Origin of the sequence: Geodermatophilus sp. YIM 151500, assembly GCF_025716945.1 — a bacterium.
Classification (GTDB): domain Bacteria; phylum Actinomycetota; class Actinomycetes; order Mycobacteriales; family Geodermatophilaceae; genus YIM-151500.
In genome coordinates this window covers 57,438-72,582 of the sequence record NZ_JAOVZT010000001.1, presented here as the reverse complement: position 1 = coordinate 72,582, position 15,145 = coordinate 57,438, and the positions used below count along the sequence as shown (strand labels likewise).

Sequence of the window (15,145 nt, the reverse complement as noted above, 5' to 3'; positions counted from 1 at the left end):
GGCCCTGATGCGAGCGGCGTTCGTCCCCGGGCCGGGGCGGGTCGAGGTCGGCGAGTTCCCCGCGCCCGTGCCGCGGCGCGAGGGCGACGTCGTCGTCGGCATGGAGCGGGCGTCGATCTGCGGCTCGGACGTCCACGCCGTCCACCACGGGTTCCTCAAGCCCGAGGGCGTCGGCCGTCCCGGCTACCCGGGGCACGAGGGGGTCGGGACGGTGCTGGAGAGCCGTTCGTCCGCCTTCGCGCCGGGCGACCGCGTGCTCACCGTGCCCGTGGTCGGCGGGTGCTTCGCCGAGCAGCAACTGGTGTCCGAGCACCACCTCGTCCCGCTCCCGCCGGACGGCGACCCGGCCCGTCTGCTCATGGCGCAGCAGTACGGCACCACGCTGTTCGCGATGCGCCTGTTCGCACCCGCCGGGCCGGTGGCGACCGCCGCGGTCGTCGGGGCCGGGTCGGCCGGGTTGTTCTTCCTCCAGCAGCTCCGGCGGCTGGGCGCCGCGCGGGTCGTGGTGTCCGACCGCAGTCCCGCGCGGCTGGCCGTGGCCCGCCGCCTGGGGGCCGACGTCACGGTCCTCGCGCCGGGGGAGTCGCTGGTCGAGGCCGTGCACGAACTCACCGGCGGCGTCGGGGCCGACCTCGTCGTCGAGGCCGTCGGTCTCGACGCGACCCGGGCGGAGGCGGTCGCCGCCGTCCGGGTGCAGGGCACGGTCGGCTGCTTCGGCTTCCCCGAGCGGTTCGGGGACGCCCCCTTTCCGACGTACGCCGCCTACCGGAAGTCGGCGCGTGTGCTGTTCGCCTCCGGAGCGCAGGGCGAGCCCGGGCTGCGCGCCTTCCGCGACGCGGTCGAGCACGTCGCCGCCGGGCGGGTCGAGGTCGACCACTGCCTGGGATCGGACTTCCCGCTCGAGGAGGTGCCGGAGGCGTTGGAGGCGGCCCGCGACCTCGGGCGGGGCGCGGTGAAGATCGGCATCGACATCACCGGCGCGGCACGGTGACGCCGGGGGCCGGTCCGGCGGCCGCCCCGGGGGACGGCGGGCTCGTGCCCGTGTCGGTCGACCTCGCCGTCCCCCGCGGGTGAGGATCGGCGGCAGGGAAGGAGGACCCCGTGGACGATCCAGGGCCGGTAGCACCCGGCGGTGACGAGGACGACCTGCACCGGTTGTCCATGACCATCCTGATGACGCCGGACATGTCGAACTTCGCGGGCAACGTGCACGGCGGCACGCTGCTCAAGTACCTCGACCAGGTCGCCTACACCTGCGCGACGCGGTGGGCGCGGAACTACGCGGTGACCCTGTCGGTCGACCGGGTCGTCTTCCGCGAGCCCATCCACGTCGGCGAACTGGTGACCTTCCAGGCCAGCGTCAACTACACCGGCCGCACCTCCATGGAGATCGGCGTCCGGGTGACGACGCAGGACCTCGTCCGCCGCACCCTCCGGCACACCAACAGCTGCTACTTCACGATGGTCGCGGTCGACCCGGACCGCCGTCCGGTCGAGGTGCCGCGGTGGGTCCCGCGCACGGCGGAGGAGCGCCGCCGGCACGCGGCCGCCGAGCGGCGGCGCGCGCTGCGCCGCGAGATCGAGCGGGTGAACAGCGAGATCAAGGCCGCGGCGGACGAGCCGACGACCTGACGGAGGGGATCCGCGCGCGTCACGCGCACGGATCCCCTCCGCTGGACGACCCCGGCGCGGGACGCTGACGTGCAGATTCGGAGATCCACGGCGCGTGACCGACTTGTGATGCCCGGTGTTCGTGCTGTTCCATGCCGATCACCGGGCGCTCGCAGAGCAGTGCCCACCGACACGGGGGCTGCCTGTGAAGACAACCGCGTCCCTCCGCGCCGCCGTCGTCGGCGTGGCCGTCACCTCCACGATCGCCACCGGCGCCTCCGCGGTCGGCGCCACGGAGCCGACCGCGGCGACGGCGACGACGACGGCCCCGACGACGGCCACGACGACGGCCACCGTGCCGACGCTCGACTGGGTCGACTGCGGGGAGACCGAGGAGGCCGTCGCGGCCGGCGTCCAGTGCGCCTCGGCCGAGCTGCCGCTGGACTACGACGAGCCCTCTGGCGAGCAGGTCTCCATCGCCGTGGCGAAGGTGCCGGCGGCGGACGAGGCGAACCGGATCGGCTCGCTGTTCTACAACTTCGGCGGGCCGGGTGGGCCGGCGGTCGAGTACCTCCAGGCGGCCGGGCCGGGCTTGTTCGCCGCCCTCAACGAGCGCTTCGACATCGTCGCGTTCGACCCGCGCGGCGTCGGGCAGAGCGTCCCCTCCGTGAACTGCCAGGTCGACCTGCTGAGCGGGGAGTTCTTCCCGCGCCCCGCTCCCACTCCGTTCGACGTGAACCCCGAGGAACTCGTCGCGGGGGCGCAGGCCTACGTCGACGCCTGCGTGGCCACCAACGACCCCGATGCACTCGCGCACCTCTCGACCGCCAACGTCGCGCGTGACCTCGACCAGCTGCGCCAGGCCGTGGGCGACGAGAAGCTGAGCTACATCGGCTTCTCCTACGGCACCTTCCTCGGCGCCACCTATGCCGCCCTGTTCCCCGACGGCTACCGGGCCCTCGTGCTCGACGGGCCGGTCGACATCGCGCGGTACATCTCCGACCCGGTGGGCCTCGCCACCGCCCAGGCCGCCAGCTTCGAGCGGGCCCTCGACCGGTTCGCGGCCGCGTGCGGGCAGGACCAGGAGGCCTGCTCCGGCTTCGGCGGGGCGGACCCGCTGGCCGCCTACGACGCGCTGCTCGCCCGCGCGGCGGCCGACCCCCTCCCGGCGGACCGCTACACCGCCGACCCCACGCCGGTGATCGCCGACGACATCCGCGACATCACGACCACCCTGCTGTACGCGAAGCGGCTGTGGGGACTGCTGGCCCTGGCCCTGGCCGAGGCCGAGGCCGGTGACGGCTCGCTGGTGCGGGCCATCATCGACCAGATCGTCTACCCCGAGGGTGACCCGTCGACGGACCGGTTCTTCGCCATCCAGGGCAGCGAGAGGCAGTGGCCGACCGACGTCGACAGCTACATCGAGCGCGGCGAGGACGAGTGGGCGGCCATCCGGCACTTCTGGCCGAACTACGCCTACTCCGAGATCCCGTTGGCGCTGTGGCCGGTCGAGGACGAGGACGTCTATGCCGGGCCGTTCGACATCGACCCGGCGGCGCCCGCACCGTTGGTCATCGGCACGACCTACGACCCGGCGACGCCGTACTACGCGGCCCTCCGGAGCGTCGAGGACCTGGGCAACGCCCGGCTGATCACCATGGACGGCGACGGGCACACCGCCTACGGCGGCAAGTCGACCTGCATCGACGGAGCCACCCAGGCCTACCTGTTCGACCTCGCCCTGCCCGAGGCCGGGACGGTCTGCGAAGAGGAGACGCCGTTCGTCGCCCCGGCGCCGTCTCCGGCCGAGGCCTCGGCGGCCGTGCGCACCGCCCTGCCGCACATCGCCCACATCCGCTGATCCACCGCACCCGACGTGCCGATGCCCCGCGGGGCACCGGCACGTCGGCGCGCGGAGGGTCCTGTCCCGGGAGCGCACCCCCGCCGCCGTCACGGGGGCGGAGGTCGGCGGAGTCCGGCGGAGTCCGCGCGAGACCGACTTGTGATCGCCGGGAGCCGGGTGTTCGATCCGGGACCACCGGGTGCTCGGTCGCGCAGCGCCCTCTGCCACGGGGGGTCGCGCGTGCCTGCAACCGTGTCCCGTCGCGCCGCCGTCGTCGGCGTCGCGCTCGCAGTGTCGGTCCCCGTGGGGGCCTCCGGTGCCGCGGCCGGTCCCGCGGCGCCGTCTCCGGCGCCGTCCACCGCCACGGTGCCCGACCTGGCGTGGGTCGACTGCGGGCTGACGGAGGAGGCCACCGCCGCCGGCGTCCAGTGCGCCACAGCCGGCCTCCCCCTGGACCACGACGATCCGGACGGTGAGCAGGTGCAGATCGCCGTCGCCAAGGCGCCGGCGACCGCCCCCGACCAGCGCATCGGGTCGCTGTTCTTCAACTTCGGTGGCCCTGGTGCCCCGTCGGTCTACTACCTGCAACGGGCGGGTGCCGGCTTCCTGAGCGGGCTGAACGAGCGCTTCGACCTCGTCGCCTTCGACCCGCGCGGCACCGGCCAGAGCACTCCGGGCATCGACTGCGGGGTGGACCAGGAGACCACCGGCATCTACTCCAGCCCCTTCCCCACGCCGCTCGACATCGACGTGGACGCCTACATGACGAAGGTGCAGACGTACGTCGACGCCTGCTTGGAGAGCAACGGCCCGATCCTCGAGCACGTCTCCACCGCGAACGTGGCGCGCGACCTGGACCTGCTGCGCGCGGCCGTCGGTGACGAGAAGCTCAGCTACCTGGGTTTCTCGTACGGCACCTTCCTCGGGGCGACGTACGCCGCGCTGTTCCCCGAGAACCACCGCGCGCTCGTGCTCGACGGCCCGATCGACGCCGAGGGCTACATCAACGACCCGCTGAGCAACCTCGCCGAGCAGACCGCCGGCTTCGAGCTCGCCCTGTCCCGCTTCTTCGAGGCCTGCGCCGCCGACCAGGAGGCGTGCTCCGGCTTCGGCGGCGAGAGCCCGTCGCAGGCCTACGACGCCCTGGTCGCCGCCGCCGACGCCGAACCCCTCCCGGCCGACGGGTACGAGCCCAACCCGGAACCGGTCAGCGGTGACTCCATCCGGACCGCGACCTCGTCGTTGCTCTACGCGGAGAGGGCGTGGGGCGCGCTGGCCGCGGCGCTCGTCGAGGCGGCCGCCGGCGACGGCAGCTCCATCCGGGCGATCGTCGACGCCTCGTACGGGCGCGAGGAGGACGGCACCTACTCGAACGCGTTGGACCTGTACTTCGCGATCGGCGCGTCGGAGCAGCGCTACCCGAAGGGTGACGTCGACGTCTACCTCGACCGCGGCTCGGAGTCGTGGGCGTCGTTCCCGCACTTCTGGCGGAACAGCGGTTACGCCGAGCTGAACTACGGCTTGTGGCCGGTGCACGACGAGGACTCCTACGCGGGCCCGTTCACCGTGGACCCCGCCGCCCCGGCACCGCTGGTCGTCAACACCACCTACGACCCGGCCACGCCCTACCCGGGCGGGCTGCGCCTGGTCGCCGACCTGGGCAACGCGCGGCTGCTCACCATGGACGGCGACGGCCACACCGCTTACGGCGGCAAGTCGACCTGCGTGGACGCGGCCGTGGAGGACTACCTGGTCGAGCTCGCGCTGCCCGAGCCGGGCACCGTCTGCGAGCAGGAGGTGCCCTTCGTCGCGCCGGAGGAGGTCACCGCCGGCAGCCGCACCGCCTTCACCTGGACCGGGGTGCTCGTCGGACGGCGCTGAGCCACCGGACGGGCCGGCCGGACACGTCCCCGGCCGGTACGCCTGGAGCGTCGAGCGCATCGAGCTGCCGGGATCGCGATCGCCTCGGCGGACCGGGCCTTGACCTCGAGTCGGCTCGAAGTCCGACGATGGCGCGCAGCCCGGCGACCGGACGGGCGGGCCGTAAATCGGTGGCGACCGATGAGCCGGCGGAGCACGTTCTGTCGTAGGCAGCAGGCACCATGCGACCCGTTCCGAGCCGACCCCGTAGGTGGAGGCGCCATGACAGCCCGCACCGCCCTCGCGATCGAGGCGACCGGCCTGGCGAAGTCGTACGGTTCGACCCGGGCGGTCGACGGCATCGACCTCGCCGTGCCGGCCGGCGCCATCTACGGCGTCCTGGGGCCCAACGGCGCGGGCAAGACGACGACGATCCGGATGCTGGCCACGCTGATCGCCCCTGACGCGGGCAGCGCTCGCGTGCTGGGGCACGACGTCGTCGCCGAGGCCGACGCCGTCCGCGGGCTGGTCAGCCTCACCGGCCAGCTCGCCTCGGTCGACGAGGAGCTCACCGGGCGGGAGAACCTGGCGCTGCTCGGGCGGCTGCTCGGCCTGCGCCGGGGGGCGGCGCGGGCACGGGCCGACGAGCTGCTGGAGGCGTTCGGCATCGCCGATGCCGCGGGGAAGCTGGTCAAGCACTACTCCGGCGGCATGCGGCGGCGGCTCGACATCGCCGCGAGCATCGTCGTCACCCCGGAGCTGATGTTCCTCGACGAGCCGACGACGGGGCTCGACCCCCGTTCGCGCAACCAGGTCTGGGAGATCGCCCGCGCGCTCGTGGCCGGCGGGACGACGATCCTGCTCTGCACCCAGTACCTGGAGGAGGCCGACCAGCTGGCCGACGGCATCGCGGTCATCGACCACGGCCGGGTCATCGCCGAGGGCACCCCGGGCCAGCTGAAGGCGTCGGTCGGCACCGGCGCGCTGCACGTGCGCCTGCTCGACCCCGTGCGGCGCGCGGAGGCCGCGCAGATCCTCGAGGCCGCGGTCGGCGGCGTCCTGCTCGCCCCCGATGCGGCGGCCCTCACCGTGAAGTGCCCGGACGCCGGCCGGGCGGCGCTCGGTGTCGCGGCGCTGACCCGCGCGGGCGTCGGCATCGCCGAGTTCTCCCTCGCCCGGCCCAGCCTGGACGAGGTCTTCCTGGCGCTCACCGGCCACACCGCCGACGACGGCCCGGCCGCGTCCGCCCCGGCCGCCGACACCCTGCAGGAGCAGGCGTCATGACCAGCACGACCACGACGCCGGCCGGCGCCGCCGACACCGCCGCCGTCCGCCGGGCCATCGCATCCACCGCCCGGCCGCCCCGCCCGGGGCGGCTGGCGACCGCCCTGGCTTTCGGCTGGCGGGGCATGCTCAAGATCAAGCACGTGCCGGAGCAGCTGCTCGACGTGACCATCTCACCGGTCATGTTCGTGCTGATGTTCACGTACCTGTTCGGCGGCGCGATCGCCGGCTCCACCGGCGCGTACCTGCAGTACATCCTGCCGGGCATCCTGGTCATGTCGGTGCTGTTCACGACGGTCTACTCCGGCGTCTCGCTGAACACCGATCTCACCAAGGGCGTCGTCGACCGCTTCCGCTCGCTGCCGATCTGGCGGCCGGCCCCGCTGCTCGGGGCCCTGCTGGGCGACAGCGTGCGCTACGTGCTCGCCGGCACGGTGATCCTCGTGGTCGGTGTCGTGCTCGGGTACCGGCCCGAGGGCGGCCTGCTCGGCGTGGTCGCCGCGCTCGCGCTGGTCGTGGTCTTCTCGTTCGGCCTGTCCTGGGTGTTCTCGGTGCTCGGCCTGCTGCTGCGCTCCCCCAACGCGGTCATGAACGCCGGCTTCACCGGCATCTTCCCGCTGACGTTCCTGTCCAACGTCTTCGTCGACCCGCGCACGCTGCCCGGGCCGCTGCAGGCGTTCGTCGACGTCAACCCGATCTCGATCCTGTCGACGGCCTCGCGGTCGCTGATGGCCGGCACGCCGGACACCGGTGCCGTGCTGGTGTCGCTCGCCGTCGCCGCCGGTCTGGCGCTGGTGTTCCTGCCGCTCACCACGCGCCTCTACCGCAGCCGCTGACGCGGGTCGGCGCGGACGACGACCGAACCGGACAGGTCGGCGGGTCCCTGCGCGCACGGCTCCCTCGACGACCCGTCGTCGTCCTCCCGTGATGCCGGGCGTCGACGCGCCGGGGCCACGGGCCACCTCCGTCGCTCGGCGTGGCCGGAAACCCGCCGGTCAACCCGCGGATGACGGACCATCACCGCTGCATCGCAGCCCGCCGACGCCGACCGAGGGAGACATCCGTGCGCCGCACCCCCGTCCCGCTGCTCGTGACCGCCAGCGCGGTCGCCCTGCTCACGGCCTGCGGAGGCGGCGAGGACCCGCCCGCCGACGCCGGGCAGGACACCGCCGCCGCGGACACCTCGCCGGCCGAGTCGACCGACGAGCCGGAGCTCAGCGCCACCCTGGTCGACCCCGACGGCACCGAGGTCGGCACGGTCGAGATCACCGAGGTCGACGAGGGCACCGAGGTGGTCGTGGAGGTGGACGGCCTCCCGCCGGGGTTCCACGGGCTGCACCTGCACTCGATCGGCGTCTGCGAGCCGGACAGCGCGAACCCCACCGACCCCTCGATGACCGGCGACTTCCTGTCGGCCGGCGGGCACATCGGCGCGGGGGAGTCCGACCACGGCCAGCACCCCGGCGACCTGCCGAGCCTGTACGTGGCCGAGTCGGGCACCGGATCGCTCACCGCGGTCACCGGCGCGCTCACGCCGGCCGACCTGACCGACGACGACGGCAGCGCGGTCATGGTGCACGCCGGGGCCGACAACTTCGCCAACATCCCGGAGCGGTACGCCGCGGGCGGGCCGGACGAGACGACGCGCGGCACCGGCGATTCCGGCGGCCGCATCGCCTGCGGGGCGGTCGAGGGCTGACCGGCGTCCGGGTCGCCGGCTCGGGCGTGGCAGGGTGTCCGTGGCAGGGTGTCCTCTCGCCCGCGAGGACACCGACCGCACCGGAGGAACCGTGCCGCTCCCGCCCGACGGCTCCCGGCCGACGACCGCGACGGCCCCGGCCGGGACGGCGCAGCGATGAGCGCCGTCCGCATCGCCCTGCTCGGCCTCGGCGAGGCCGGCTCGGAGATCGCCCGCGACCTGGTCGCCGCCGGCGCCGACGTCCGCGGCTACGACCCCCTGGTCGACCCGCCGTCCGACCTGCCCCCCGGCCGGGCGCGCGTGGTGCCCCCGGAGGGGGTCGAGGTCCGGTCCGACGAGGCCGACGCCGTGCGCGACGCCGACCTCGTGCTGAGCGTGAACAGCTCCCACGACGCCGTGCTCGCGCTGGTCAACGCCCGCCCCGCGCTCCGGCCGGGCACGGTGTGGGCCGACCTCAACGCCGCCGCCCCCGCGGTCAAGGTCGCGCTCGTCGCGGAGCTGGCCGACACCGGCGTCCCGGTCGTCGACGTGGCACTCATGGCCGTCGTCCCCGGCAACGGCATGCACACGCCGCAGGTGGTCTCCGGAGAGGGCGCCGTCCGGTACGCCGGGATCTTCGCGGACCTGGGGGTCGTCGTGCAGGTCGTCAACGGCCCGGCCGGGGCGGCCAGCAGCCGCAAGCTGCTGCGCAGCGTGTTTTGGAAGGGCACCGCGGCGGCGGTCGTCGAGGCGATGCAGGGAGCGGAGACGGCCGGGCTCGCCGACTGGCTGCGCGAGGACATCGGCCGCGAGATGGCGCGCTTCGGCCCCGCGACGGTCGACCGGATGGTCGCCGGTTCCCGCCAGCACGCGCGTCGCCGCGCCGACGAGATGGCGGCCGCGGCCGAGCAGCTCGTCGGTCTCGGCGTCGAGCCCCGGGTGGCCGCCGCGGCCCGCGACCAGCTCGCCGAGCTCCGCGACCGGCCGGAGCGGTGGACGCTGCGCTGACCGGCCCGGCGGATCCCGGCCGCCGCGGGGTCCGGGTCCTGCCCGGTGACCCACCCCGGACGGCTCAGGCCGCGCCGGAGGACCCGCCCACGGCGACGTTCCACGGGCGCACGGTCCACCCGGTGACCAGACCCTGGACCACGTACGGGTCCTGCTCGACGAACCGCTCGACCACCTCGCGAGGGGCGATCCACACCAGCAGCGCCCGGTCGTAGGGGTCGGGCAGCGCGCCGGCGAGCAGCAGCTCGCCCCGCTCGTGGGCCGCGCGGGCGAGCGCCAGGTGGTCCGCGCGCAGCGCCGCGCGGCGCTCCAGGTAGTCGTCGGCCAGCGTGTACTCCAGCACGGAGTACTCCGGTGTCGGCTGCACGGCGCCACTCTCGCACGCCGGCCGCAGCGGGTGTCGGGTCGTCCCGCGCGGGTAGGTCGCCCGCCATGGCCGGCACCCGGCGGAGCACCCCGCCCCCCACCTTCCTGGACGCCAACCGCCTGTGGGTCGACTCGCGGCTGCGCTACGAGTTCGGCCTGCGGATCGAGGGGTCCCGGCTGGCCCGGCTCGGCGCGCTGGGGGGGAGCTGCGTCGAGATCGGCACCGGCCGGCGCGGCCTGGGTGCCCGGGTGGCGGTCACCCGGTTCGGCGCCACGGACGTGCGGGCCTTCGACGTGCACGCCGCGTCGGTCGAGCGGGCGCGCCGCCGCTGCGCCGACCTCGGCGACCGGGTGCGGTTCGAGGTCGGCGACGCCACCGCCCTGCCCGTGGACGACGGCAGCGTCGACCTGGTCGTGAGCTTCCACGCCCTGCACCACGTCGACGACTGGCGGGCCGCTGTGCGGGAGGCCGGCCGCGTGCTGCGCCCGGGCGGGCTGTTCGCGCTCACCGAGATGACCTCGCGCGTGGTCGACGCCCCGTGGCTGCGCGCCGTCTCCCGCCACCCGGCCGACCGGTTCGACGTCCGGCAGCTGGTGACCGCGCTCCGCGACGCCGGCCTGCAGGTCGATCCGAGCCGGCTCCGCACCGGCGCCGGCGACCGCTGGGTGCAGATCGTGGCCCCGCGCTCGCGGTGACCGGGCCGGTCGCCGTCGTCCGGGCCGCCCTGCGCCTGCTGGTCCGCTCCCCGGGACCCGCCTTCCTGGCGGCGGGCGCGGCCGCGCTGGTCAACGCCGTGCCCGACGTGCTCCGGCACCTGCCGGTGTGGAGCAGCCCCAGCCTCGCCGCCGCGCTCGCGGTCGACCTGGTCGGTTTCCTCACCGGCCTGGCCGCCCAGCTGTGGGTGACCGGCGCGGTCGCCGCCCTGCCCGACGGCGGCGGCCTGCGGCCGCGCGGCGCGCTGGGCCGCGGCGCCGGCCTGGCCTGGCGGGCGGTGCGGACGGCGCCGAGCGCGGTGGCCGCCGGCGTCGTCGTCGGCGGCGGCATCTCGGCGCTGATCACCGTCCCGGTGTCCGTGGCCGCCCTCGGCGCGGAGCACGTGCTGGGCCCGCTCGACACCCCGGCCGCCGGCGCGTTCGCCGTGGCCACGGTCAGCGACGTGGTCGCCACGTGGGGAACGCTGCCGATCCTCGCGCTGGTCCTCGTGCTGGCCGCCCGCGCCGCCGGTGCGCGGGCGGGGGGTTCGAGCGACCCGGGCACCGGGCAGTAGGCGACCGTGACCAGCGAGTGGGACGTCAGCCGGAAGAGCGTCGGAACCCTGTCGATCTGGCTGGGCACGGCCGGCCTGTTCGCGCCCCGGGCGATCACCCGTCTGCTCGGCGTGCGCCGGGACGCGACCACGGACGACGCGGCGCTGCCGCTGCTGGTGCGGCTGGTCGCCGCGCGCAACATCGCCATGGGCGCCGCCCTCCTGGCCAGCCCGCCGCCGCAGGCCCGCCGCACCACCGAGGTGACGCTGCTGCTCACCGCGCTGGACGCCGCCGCGGTCTGGACCTCCCGGCACACCGGCGACGTCGCCCGCCGCAGCGCCGTCCTGTCCTCGGTCGTGCTGGGGCTCGCCGCGGGCGGCGCCGTCCGCTGGCACCGCCGCTGAGCCGAGCCGAGCCGAGCCGAGCCGGCGGCGTGCGCCGCCGGCCGACGGCGTGCGCTGACGTGCGGGTCGGGGTCAGCGCGCGGCCGGACCGTCGTCCGCCGAGGCGCGGAGCACGCGGAGCACCCCCGACAGCCCGAGGCGGATGCCGGCCAGCTCCTCGGCCGTCAGGGCCGACAGCACGGCGGCGTCGGCCTCGATGTCGGAGGCCATCAGCTGACGCACGACCTCCTGCGCCGCCGGTGTGGGCGCCAGCCGCCGTCCCCGGCCGTCCCGCTCGTCCGGCCGCCGGGTGACCATCCCGGCCCGCACCAGGCGGTCGGCGATGCCGGTCAGCGTCGCCGGCGTCACCTCCAGCGCCTCGCTGAGCACGTGGGGGGTCGCCGTCCCCTGGACGACGAGGATCGTCAGGCAGCGCAGCTGCTGCACCGTCAGCGGCGTGTGCAGCAGGGTGCCCAGCCGCCGGCGGACGCCGTAGGCCCCGACCTCCTCCGCCAGGCGGAGCACCTCGGCCACGTCCGGGGGCACGCTGCGCCCCGCCACCGAGCCCGTGTCGCCGGAGGTGTCGGGTGTCACGCGCGTCCTCCCTGCGGTGCGGCTCGCGCCCGGTACTTTGGCTCACGCAAAGTACCTCGCGGGCCGGCGGTCCGCTGCCGCTGGAGGCCCGGTGTCCCGTCTCGCCGTCCTGTCGCTGCGCAACCGGGCCCTGGTCGCGCTCGCGACGATCGCGGTCCTCGTCTTCGGCCTGGTGTCGGCCGGCTCGCTGAAGCAGGAGCTGATCCCGTCGCTGCGGATCCCGGCCGCCGCGGTCCTGGCCGCCCAGCCGGGCGCCTCGCCCGAGGTGGTGGAACGGCAGGTCGTCGAGCCGCTCGAGCAGGCGATCGGCTCGGTCGACGGCGTCCTCGCCGTCACCTCCACCGCGAGCACCGGGCTGGCCACCATCGCCGTCGAGCTCGAGTACGGCTCCGACCTCGACGCCGCGACCGACGAGCTGCGGACGGCGGTCGCGCGGACCGCCACCCAGCTGCCCGAGGGCGTCGAGCCGGAGGTCCTCGTCGGATCCCTGGCCGACCTCCCCGTCGTCCAGCTGGCCGTCGCCGCACGCGGCGACCCGGCCGACGTCGCCGACCGGGTCGAGGCCGACGTCGTCCCGCTGTTCGAGCGGATCGACGGCGTCCGCGAGGTGACGGTCACCGGCGCTGACGAGCCCCGCGTGGAGATCACGCTCGACCCCGCCGGCCTCGCCGCCGCCGGGCTGTCGCCGGCGCAGGTCACCACGGTGCTGCAGGACAACGGCGTGGTGCTGCCGGCCGGGACGGTGACCGAGGGCGACCGCTCGCTGCCGGTCCAGGCCGGCTCGCGGCTCACCTCGGTCCAGGACCTGCGCGCCGTGCCGCTCACCGGCGCCGCCGGCGCCGTGACGACGCTGGGCCAGGTAGCCCGCGTCGAGCCGGGCACGGCCCCGCCGACGGCCTACTCGCGCGTCAACGGCGAACCGGCGCTCGCGGTGGGCCTCACCTCGACCCCCGACGGGAACACCGTGGAGATCTCCCGCGCGGTGCGGGAGGTGCTGCCCGACGTCCGGTCGGCGCTGGGCGAGGGCAGCGTCGTGGCGGTCGTCTTCGACCAGGCGCCGTTCATCGAGGAGTCCATCGAGGGGCTGGCGACCGAGGGCGGGCTCGGCCTGGTCTTCGCGCTGGTGATCATCCTGGTGTTCCTGACGTCGGTGCGTTCCACCCTGGTGTCGGCCGTCTCGATCCCCGTCTCGCTGTGCGTCACGTTCATCGCGCTGCAGGTCGCGGGCTTCTCGCTGAACATCCTCACGCTCGGCGCGCTGACCGTCTCGATCGGCCGCGTGGTCGACGACTCGATCGTGGTGATCGAGAACATCAGGCGGCACCTGTCCTACGGCGAGGGGCGGACGGCGGCCATCGTGCGGGCGGTCGGCGAGGTCGCCGCGGCGGTCACCTCGTCGACGATCGCGACGGCGGCGGTGTTCGTCCCCATCGCGCTCGTGGGCGGCATGGTCGGCGAGCTGTTCCGGCCGTTCGCGCTCACCGTCGCCATCGCGCTGCTCGCCTCGCTGGTCGTCTCGCTCACCATCGTGCCGGCGCTGGCCTCGGTGTTCCTGCGGGCGCCCGAGGGCGACCGGGACCCGGTCGAGCTCGCCCGCGAACGGGCGGAGGCGGAGGCCGCCGAGCGGCGCACCTGGCTGCAGCGGCTCTACGTGCCGGCCCTCGCGGCGGTGCTGGCCCACCGCCGGTGGACGGTGGCGGGCGCGCTCGTCCTCCTCGTCGGCACGCTGGCGCTCACCCCGCTGCTGCAGACGAACTTCATCGGGGACTCGGGGCAGAACACGGTCACGGTGACCGCCGCCCACCCGGCCGGCACCAGCCTGGCCGCGCAGGACGAGCGGGCCCGGACGCTGGAGCAGGAGCTGGTCGGGCTGCCGGGGGTGGAGACGGTTCAGACCACCGTCGGCTCGGCCGGCGGCTTCGCCGCCTTCGCCGGCGGGGGCGGCGCTCCGCGGGCGACCTTCGCGGTGACGCTGGACGCGGACGCCGACGCCGAGGCGGCGCGGGAGCGCATCCGGTCGACCGCCGAGGGCCTGGCCGGGGTCGGGGACGTCACCGTCGCCGCGGCCGGTTCGGGCTTCGGCCCGAGCACCGTCGACGTGCTGGTGCGGGCCGGGGACGCCGGCGAGCTGGCCGCGGCCGCCGAGCGGGTCGAGGAGGCCGTCGCCGGCGTCCCCGGGGCCACCGACGTGACCAACGACCTCACCGGTGCCCTGCCGGTCGTCCGGGTGGTCGTCGACCCGGTGGCGGCCGCGCGGGTCGGGCTGACCGAGGCGCAGGTGACGCAGACGCTGGCCGGCCTGTCGTCGGCCGTGCCCGTGGGCAGCGTCGACGTCGACGGCGTCGCCACGCCGGTCGTCCTCCGGCCGCCGGCCCCGCCGCAGACCGTCGAGCAGCTGCGCGCGGTCGTCCTGCCCACGCCGACCGGGCCGGTGCCGCTGCCGCGGGTGGCCGACGTCGAGCAGGTGGAGGTGCCCAGCTCGGTCAGCCGCGTCGACGGCGAGCGCAGCGCGACGATCTCGGCCACCCCGTCCGGTGCCGACCTGGGCACGCTCACCGCCGAGCTGCAGGCCGCCGTCGACGGGCTCGACCTGCCGCCCGGGGTGCAGGTGTCCATCGGGGGTGTCGCGTCCGACCAGAGCGAGGCCTTCGCCGACCTCGGCCTGGCGCTGGCCGTCGCGGTGGTGATCGTCTACCTCGTGATGGTGGGGACCTTCCGCAGCCTGGCCCAGCCGCTGATCCTGCTGGTGTCGGTGCCGTTCGCGGCGACCGGGGCGCTGCTGGTGCTGCTGGCCACGGGCACCCCGCTCGGCGTCCCGGCGCTGATCGGCGTGCTGATGCTCGTCGGCATCGTGGTGACCAACGCGATCGTTCTCATCGACCTGGTCAACCAGTACCGGGGGCAGGGCCGCTCGCTGGCCGAGTCGGTCACCGAGGGCGCCCGCAAGCGGGTCCGGCCGATCGTCATGACGGCGGCGGCCACCGTGCTGGCGCTGACCCCCATGGCGTTCGGCCTCACCGGGGGTGGGGTGTTCATCTCCCGGCCGCTGGCGCTGGTGGTCATCGGCGGGTTGATCAGCTCGACGCTGCTGACCCTGCTGCTGGTGCCGGTCCTGTACACGTCGCTGGAGACCCGGCGGGAGCGCCGCCGCGCCCGCCGGCCGCGGCACCGGGCCGACGCCCCGGAGGTCGAGCGGCCGCGGGAGCCGGTGCCGGTGCCCTGACGGGCGGTCGGGCCGGCCGGTCACCCCGCGGCGGCCGGTCACCCCGC

At 75.4% G+C, this 15,145-nt stretch carries 14 protein-coding genes; 12 read left to right on the top strand and 2 right to left on the bottom strand.

What is annotated here, in order from left to right; translation table 11 throughout:
* The first annotated feature begins 7 nt into the window (after nt 1-7).
* The 8 genes from OF117_RS00320 to OF117_RS00285 all read left to right on the top strand — a co-directional run bounded on the left by OF117_RS00320 (nt 8) and on the right by OF117_RS00285 (nt 9,284).
* Nucleotides 8-991 carry a zinc-binding dehydrogenase gene (locus OF117_RS00320; RefSeq protein ID WP_263550789.1) on the top strand — a complete coding sequence of 328 codons (984 nt, stop codon included), beginning with the start codon at nt 8-10 and terminating at the stop codon, nt 989-991.
* A 170-nt stretch (nt 992-1,161) separates the two neighbouring features.
* Nucleotides 1,162-1,632 (top strand): acyl-CoA thioesterase, encoded by a 471-nt coding sequence (locus OF117_RS00315; protein WP_411969408.1) that lies wholly within the window; start codon nt 1,162-1,164, stop codon nt 1,630-1,632.
* A gap of 223 nt (nt 1,633-1,855) precedes the next feature.
* Nucleotides 1,856-3,472, top strand: a complete 1,617-nt coding sequence (locus tag OF117_RS00310) for an alpha/beta hydrolase (RefSeq protein WP_263550787.1) — start codon at nt 1,856-1,858, stop codon at nt 3,470-3,472.
* A gap of 234 nt (nt 3,473-3,706) precedes the next feature.
* Nucleotides 3,707-5,335 (top strand): alpha/beta hydrolase, encoded by a 1,629-nt coding sequence (locus OF117_RS00305; RefSeq protein WP_263550786.1) that lies wholly within the window; start codon nt 3,707-3,709, stop codon nt 5,333-5,335.
* 261 nt (nt 5,336-5,596) lie between these two features.
* Nucleotides 5,597-6,598 carry an ATP-binding cassette domain-containing protein gene (locus tag OF117_RS00300; RefSeq protein WP_263550785.1) on the top strand — a complete coding sequence of 334 codons (1,002 nt, stop codon included), beginning with the start codon at nt 5,597-5,599 and terminating at the stop codon, nt 6,596-6,598.
* Nucleotides 6,595-7,434, top strand: coding sequence for an ABC transporter permease (locus OF117_RS00295; protein ID WP_263550784.1), 840 nt, complete (start codon nt 6,595-6,597; stop codon nt 7,432-7,434). Before OF117_RS00300 ends, OF117_RS00295 begins: the two co-directional genes overlap by 4 nt.
* Nucleotides 7,435-7,661: 227 nt before the next feature.
* Nucleotides 7,662-8,297, top strand: coding sequence for a superoxide dismutase family protein (locus tag OF117_RS00290; RefSeq protein ID WP_263550783.1), 636 nt, complete (start codon nt 7,662-7,664; stop codon nt 8,295-8,297).
* A gap of 156 nt (nt 8,298-8,453) precedes the next feature.
* A complete protein-coding gene (locus tag OF117_RS00285) occupies nt 8,454-9,284 on the top strand; it encodes a DUF1932 domain-containing protein (protein WP_263550782.1) in 831 nt (276 codons plus the stop codon).
* Nucleotides 9,285-9,348: 64 nt separating this feature from the next.
* Here OF117_RS00285 and OF117_RS00280 read toward each other — a convergent pair whose 3' ends face one another.
* Nucleotides 9,349-9,651: a YciI-like protein gene (locus OF117_RS00280; RefSeq protein ID WP_263550781.1), complete on the bottom strand. Its 303-nt coding sequence runs from the start codon at nt 9,649-9,651 to the stop codon at nt 9,349-9,351.
* A 65-nt stretch (nt 9,652-9,716) separates the two neighbouring features.
* On the opposite strand from OF117_RS00280, the gene OF117_RS00275 reads away from it, so the two are divergent.
* Genes OF117_RS00275 through OF117_RS00265 form a run of 3 tightly spaced genes read left to right on the top strand, consistent with a single transcriptional unit; the run spans nt 9,717 to nt 11,302 of the window.
* Complete coding sequence (locus OF117_RS00275) at nt 9,717-10,346, top strand: class I SAM-dependent methyltransferase (RefSeq protein ID WP_263550780.1); 630 nt, start codon at nt 9,717-9,719, stop codon at nt 10,344-10,346.
* Nucleotides 10,343-10,918 carry a hypothetical protein gene (locus tag OF117_RS00270; protein ID WP_263550779.1) on the top strand — a complete coding sequence of 192 codons (576 nt, stop codon included), beginning with the start codon at nt 10,343-10,345 and terminating at the stop codon, nt 10,916-10,918. Before OF117_RS00275 ends, OF117_RS00270 begins: the two co-directional genes overlap by 4 nt.
* A 6-nt stretch (nt 10,919-10,924) precedes the next feature.
* The gene (locus OF117_RS00265) at nt 10,925-11,302 is read left to right on the top strand and encodes a DUF4267 domain-containing protein (protein WP_263550778.1); all 378 of its coding nucleotides are present in this window, start codon (nt 10,925-10,927) and stop codon (nt 11,300-11,302) included.
* Nucleotides 11,303-11,374: 72 nt separating this feature from the next.
* On the opposite strand, the gene OF117_RS00260 is transcribed toward OF117_RS00265, so the two are convergent.
* Nucleotides 11,375-11,875 (bottom strand): MarR family transcriptional regulator, encoded by a 501-nt coding sequence (locus OF117_RS00260; RefSeq protein WP_263550777.1) that lies wholly within the window; start codon nt 11,873-11,875, stop codon nt 11,375-11,377.
* 91 nt (nt 11,876-11,966) lie between these two features.
* On the opposite strand from OF117_RS00260, the gene OF117_RS00255 reads away from it, so the two are divergent.
* Nucleotides 11,967-15,098: an efflux RND transporter permease subunit gene (locus tag OF117_RS00255; protein ID WP_263550776.1), complete on the top strand. Its 3,132-nt coding sequence runs from the start codon at nt 11,967-11,969 to the stop codon at nt 15,096-15,098.
* The last annotated feature ends 47 nt before the right edge of the window (nt 15,099-15,145 follow it).

Bases quoted from the DNA above. Each gene is read 5' to 3' on its own strand.
- OF117_RS00320 (WP_263550789.1), top strand. From the start codon at position 8: ATGCGAGCGGCGTTCGTCCCCGGGCCGGGGCGGGTCGAGGTCGGCGAG.
- OF117_RS00315 (WP_411969408.1), top strand. From the start codon at position 1,162: ATGACCATCCTGATGACGCCGGACATGTCGAACTTCGCGGGCAACGTG.
- OF117_RS00300 (WP_263550785.1), top strand. From the start codon at position 5,597: ATGACAGCCCGCACCGCCCTCGCGATCGAGGCGACCGGCCTGGCGAAG.
- OF117_RS00295 (WP_263550784.1), top strand. From the start codon at position 6,595: ATGACCAGCACGACCACGACGCCGGCCGGCGCCGCCGACACCGCCGCC.
- OF117_RS00285 (WP_263550782.1), top strand. From the start codon at position 8,454: ATGAGCGCCGTCCGCATCGCCCTGCTCGGCCTCGGCGAGGCCGGCTCG.
- OF117_RS00275 (WP_263550780.1), top strand. From the start codon at position 9,717: ATGGCCGGCACCCGGCGGAGCACCCCGCCCCCCACCTTCCTGGACGCC.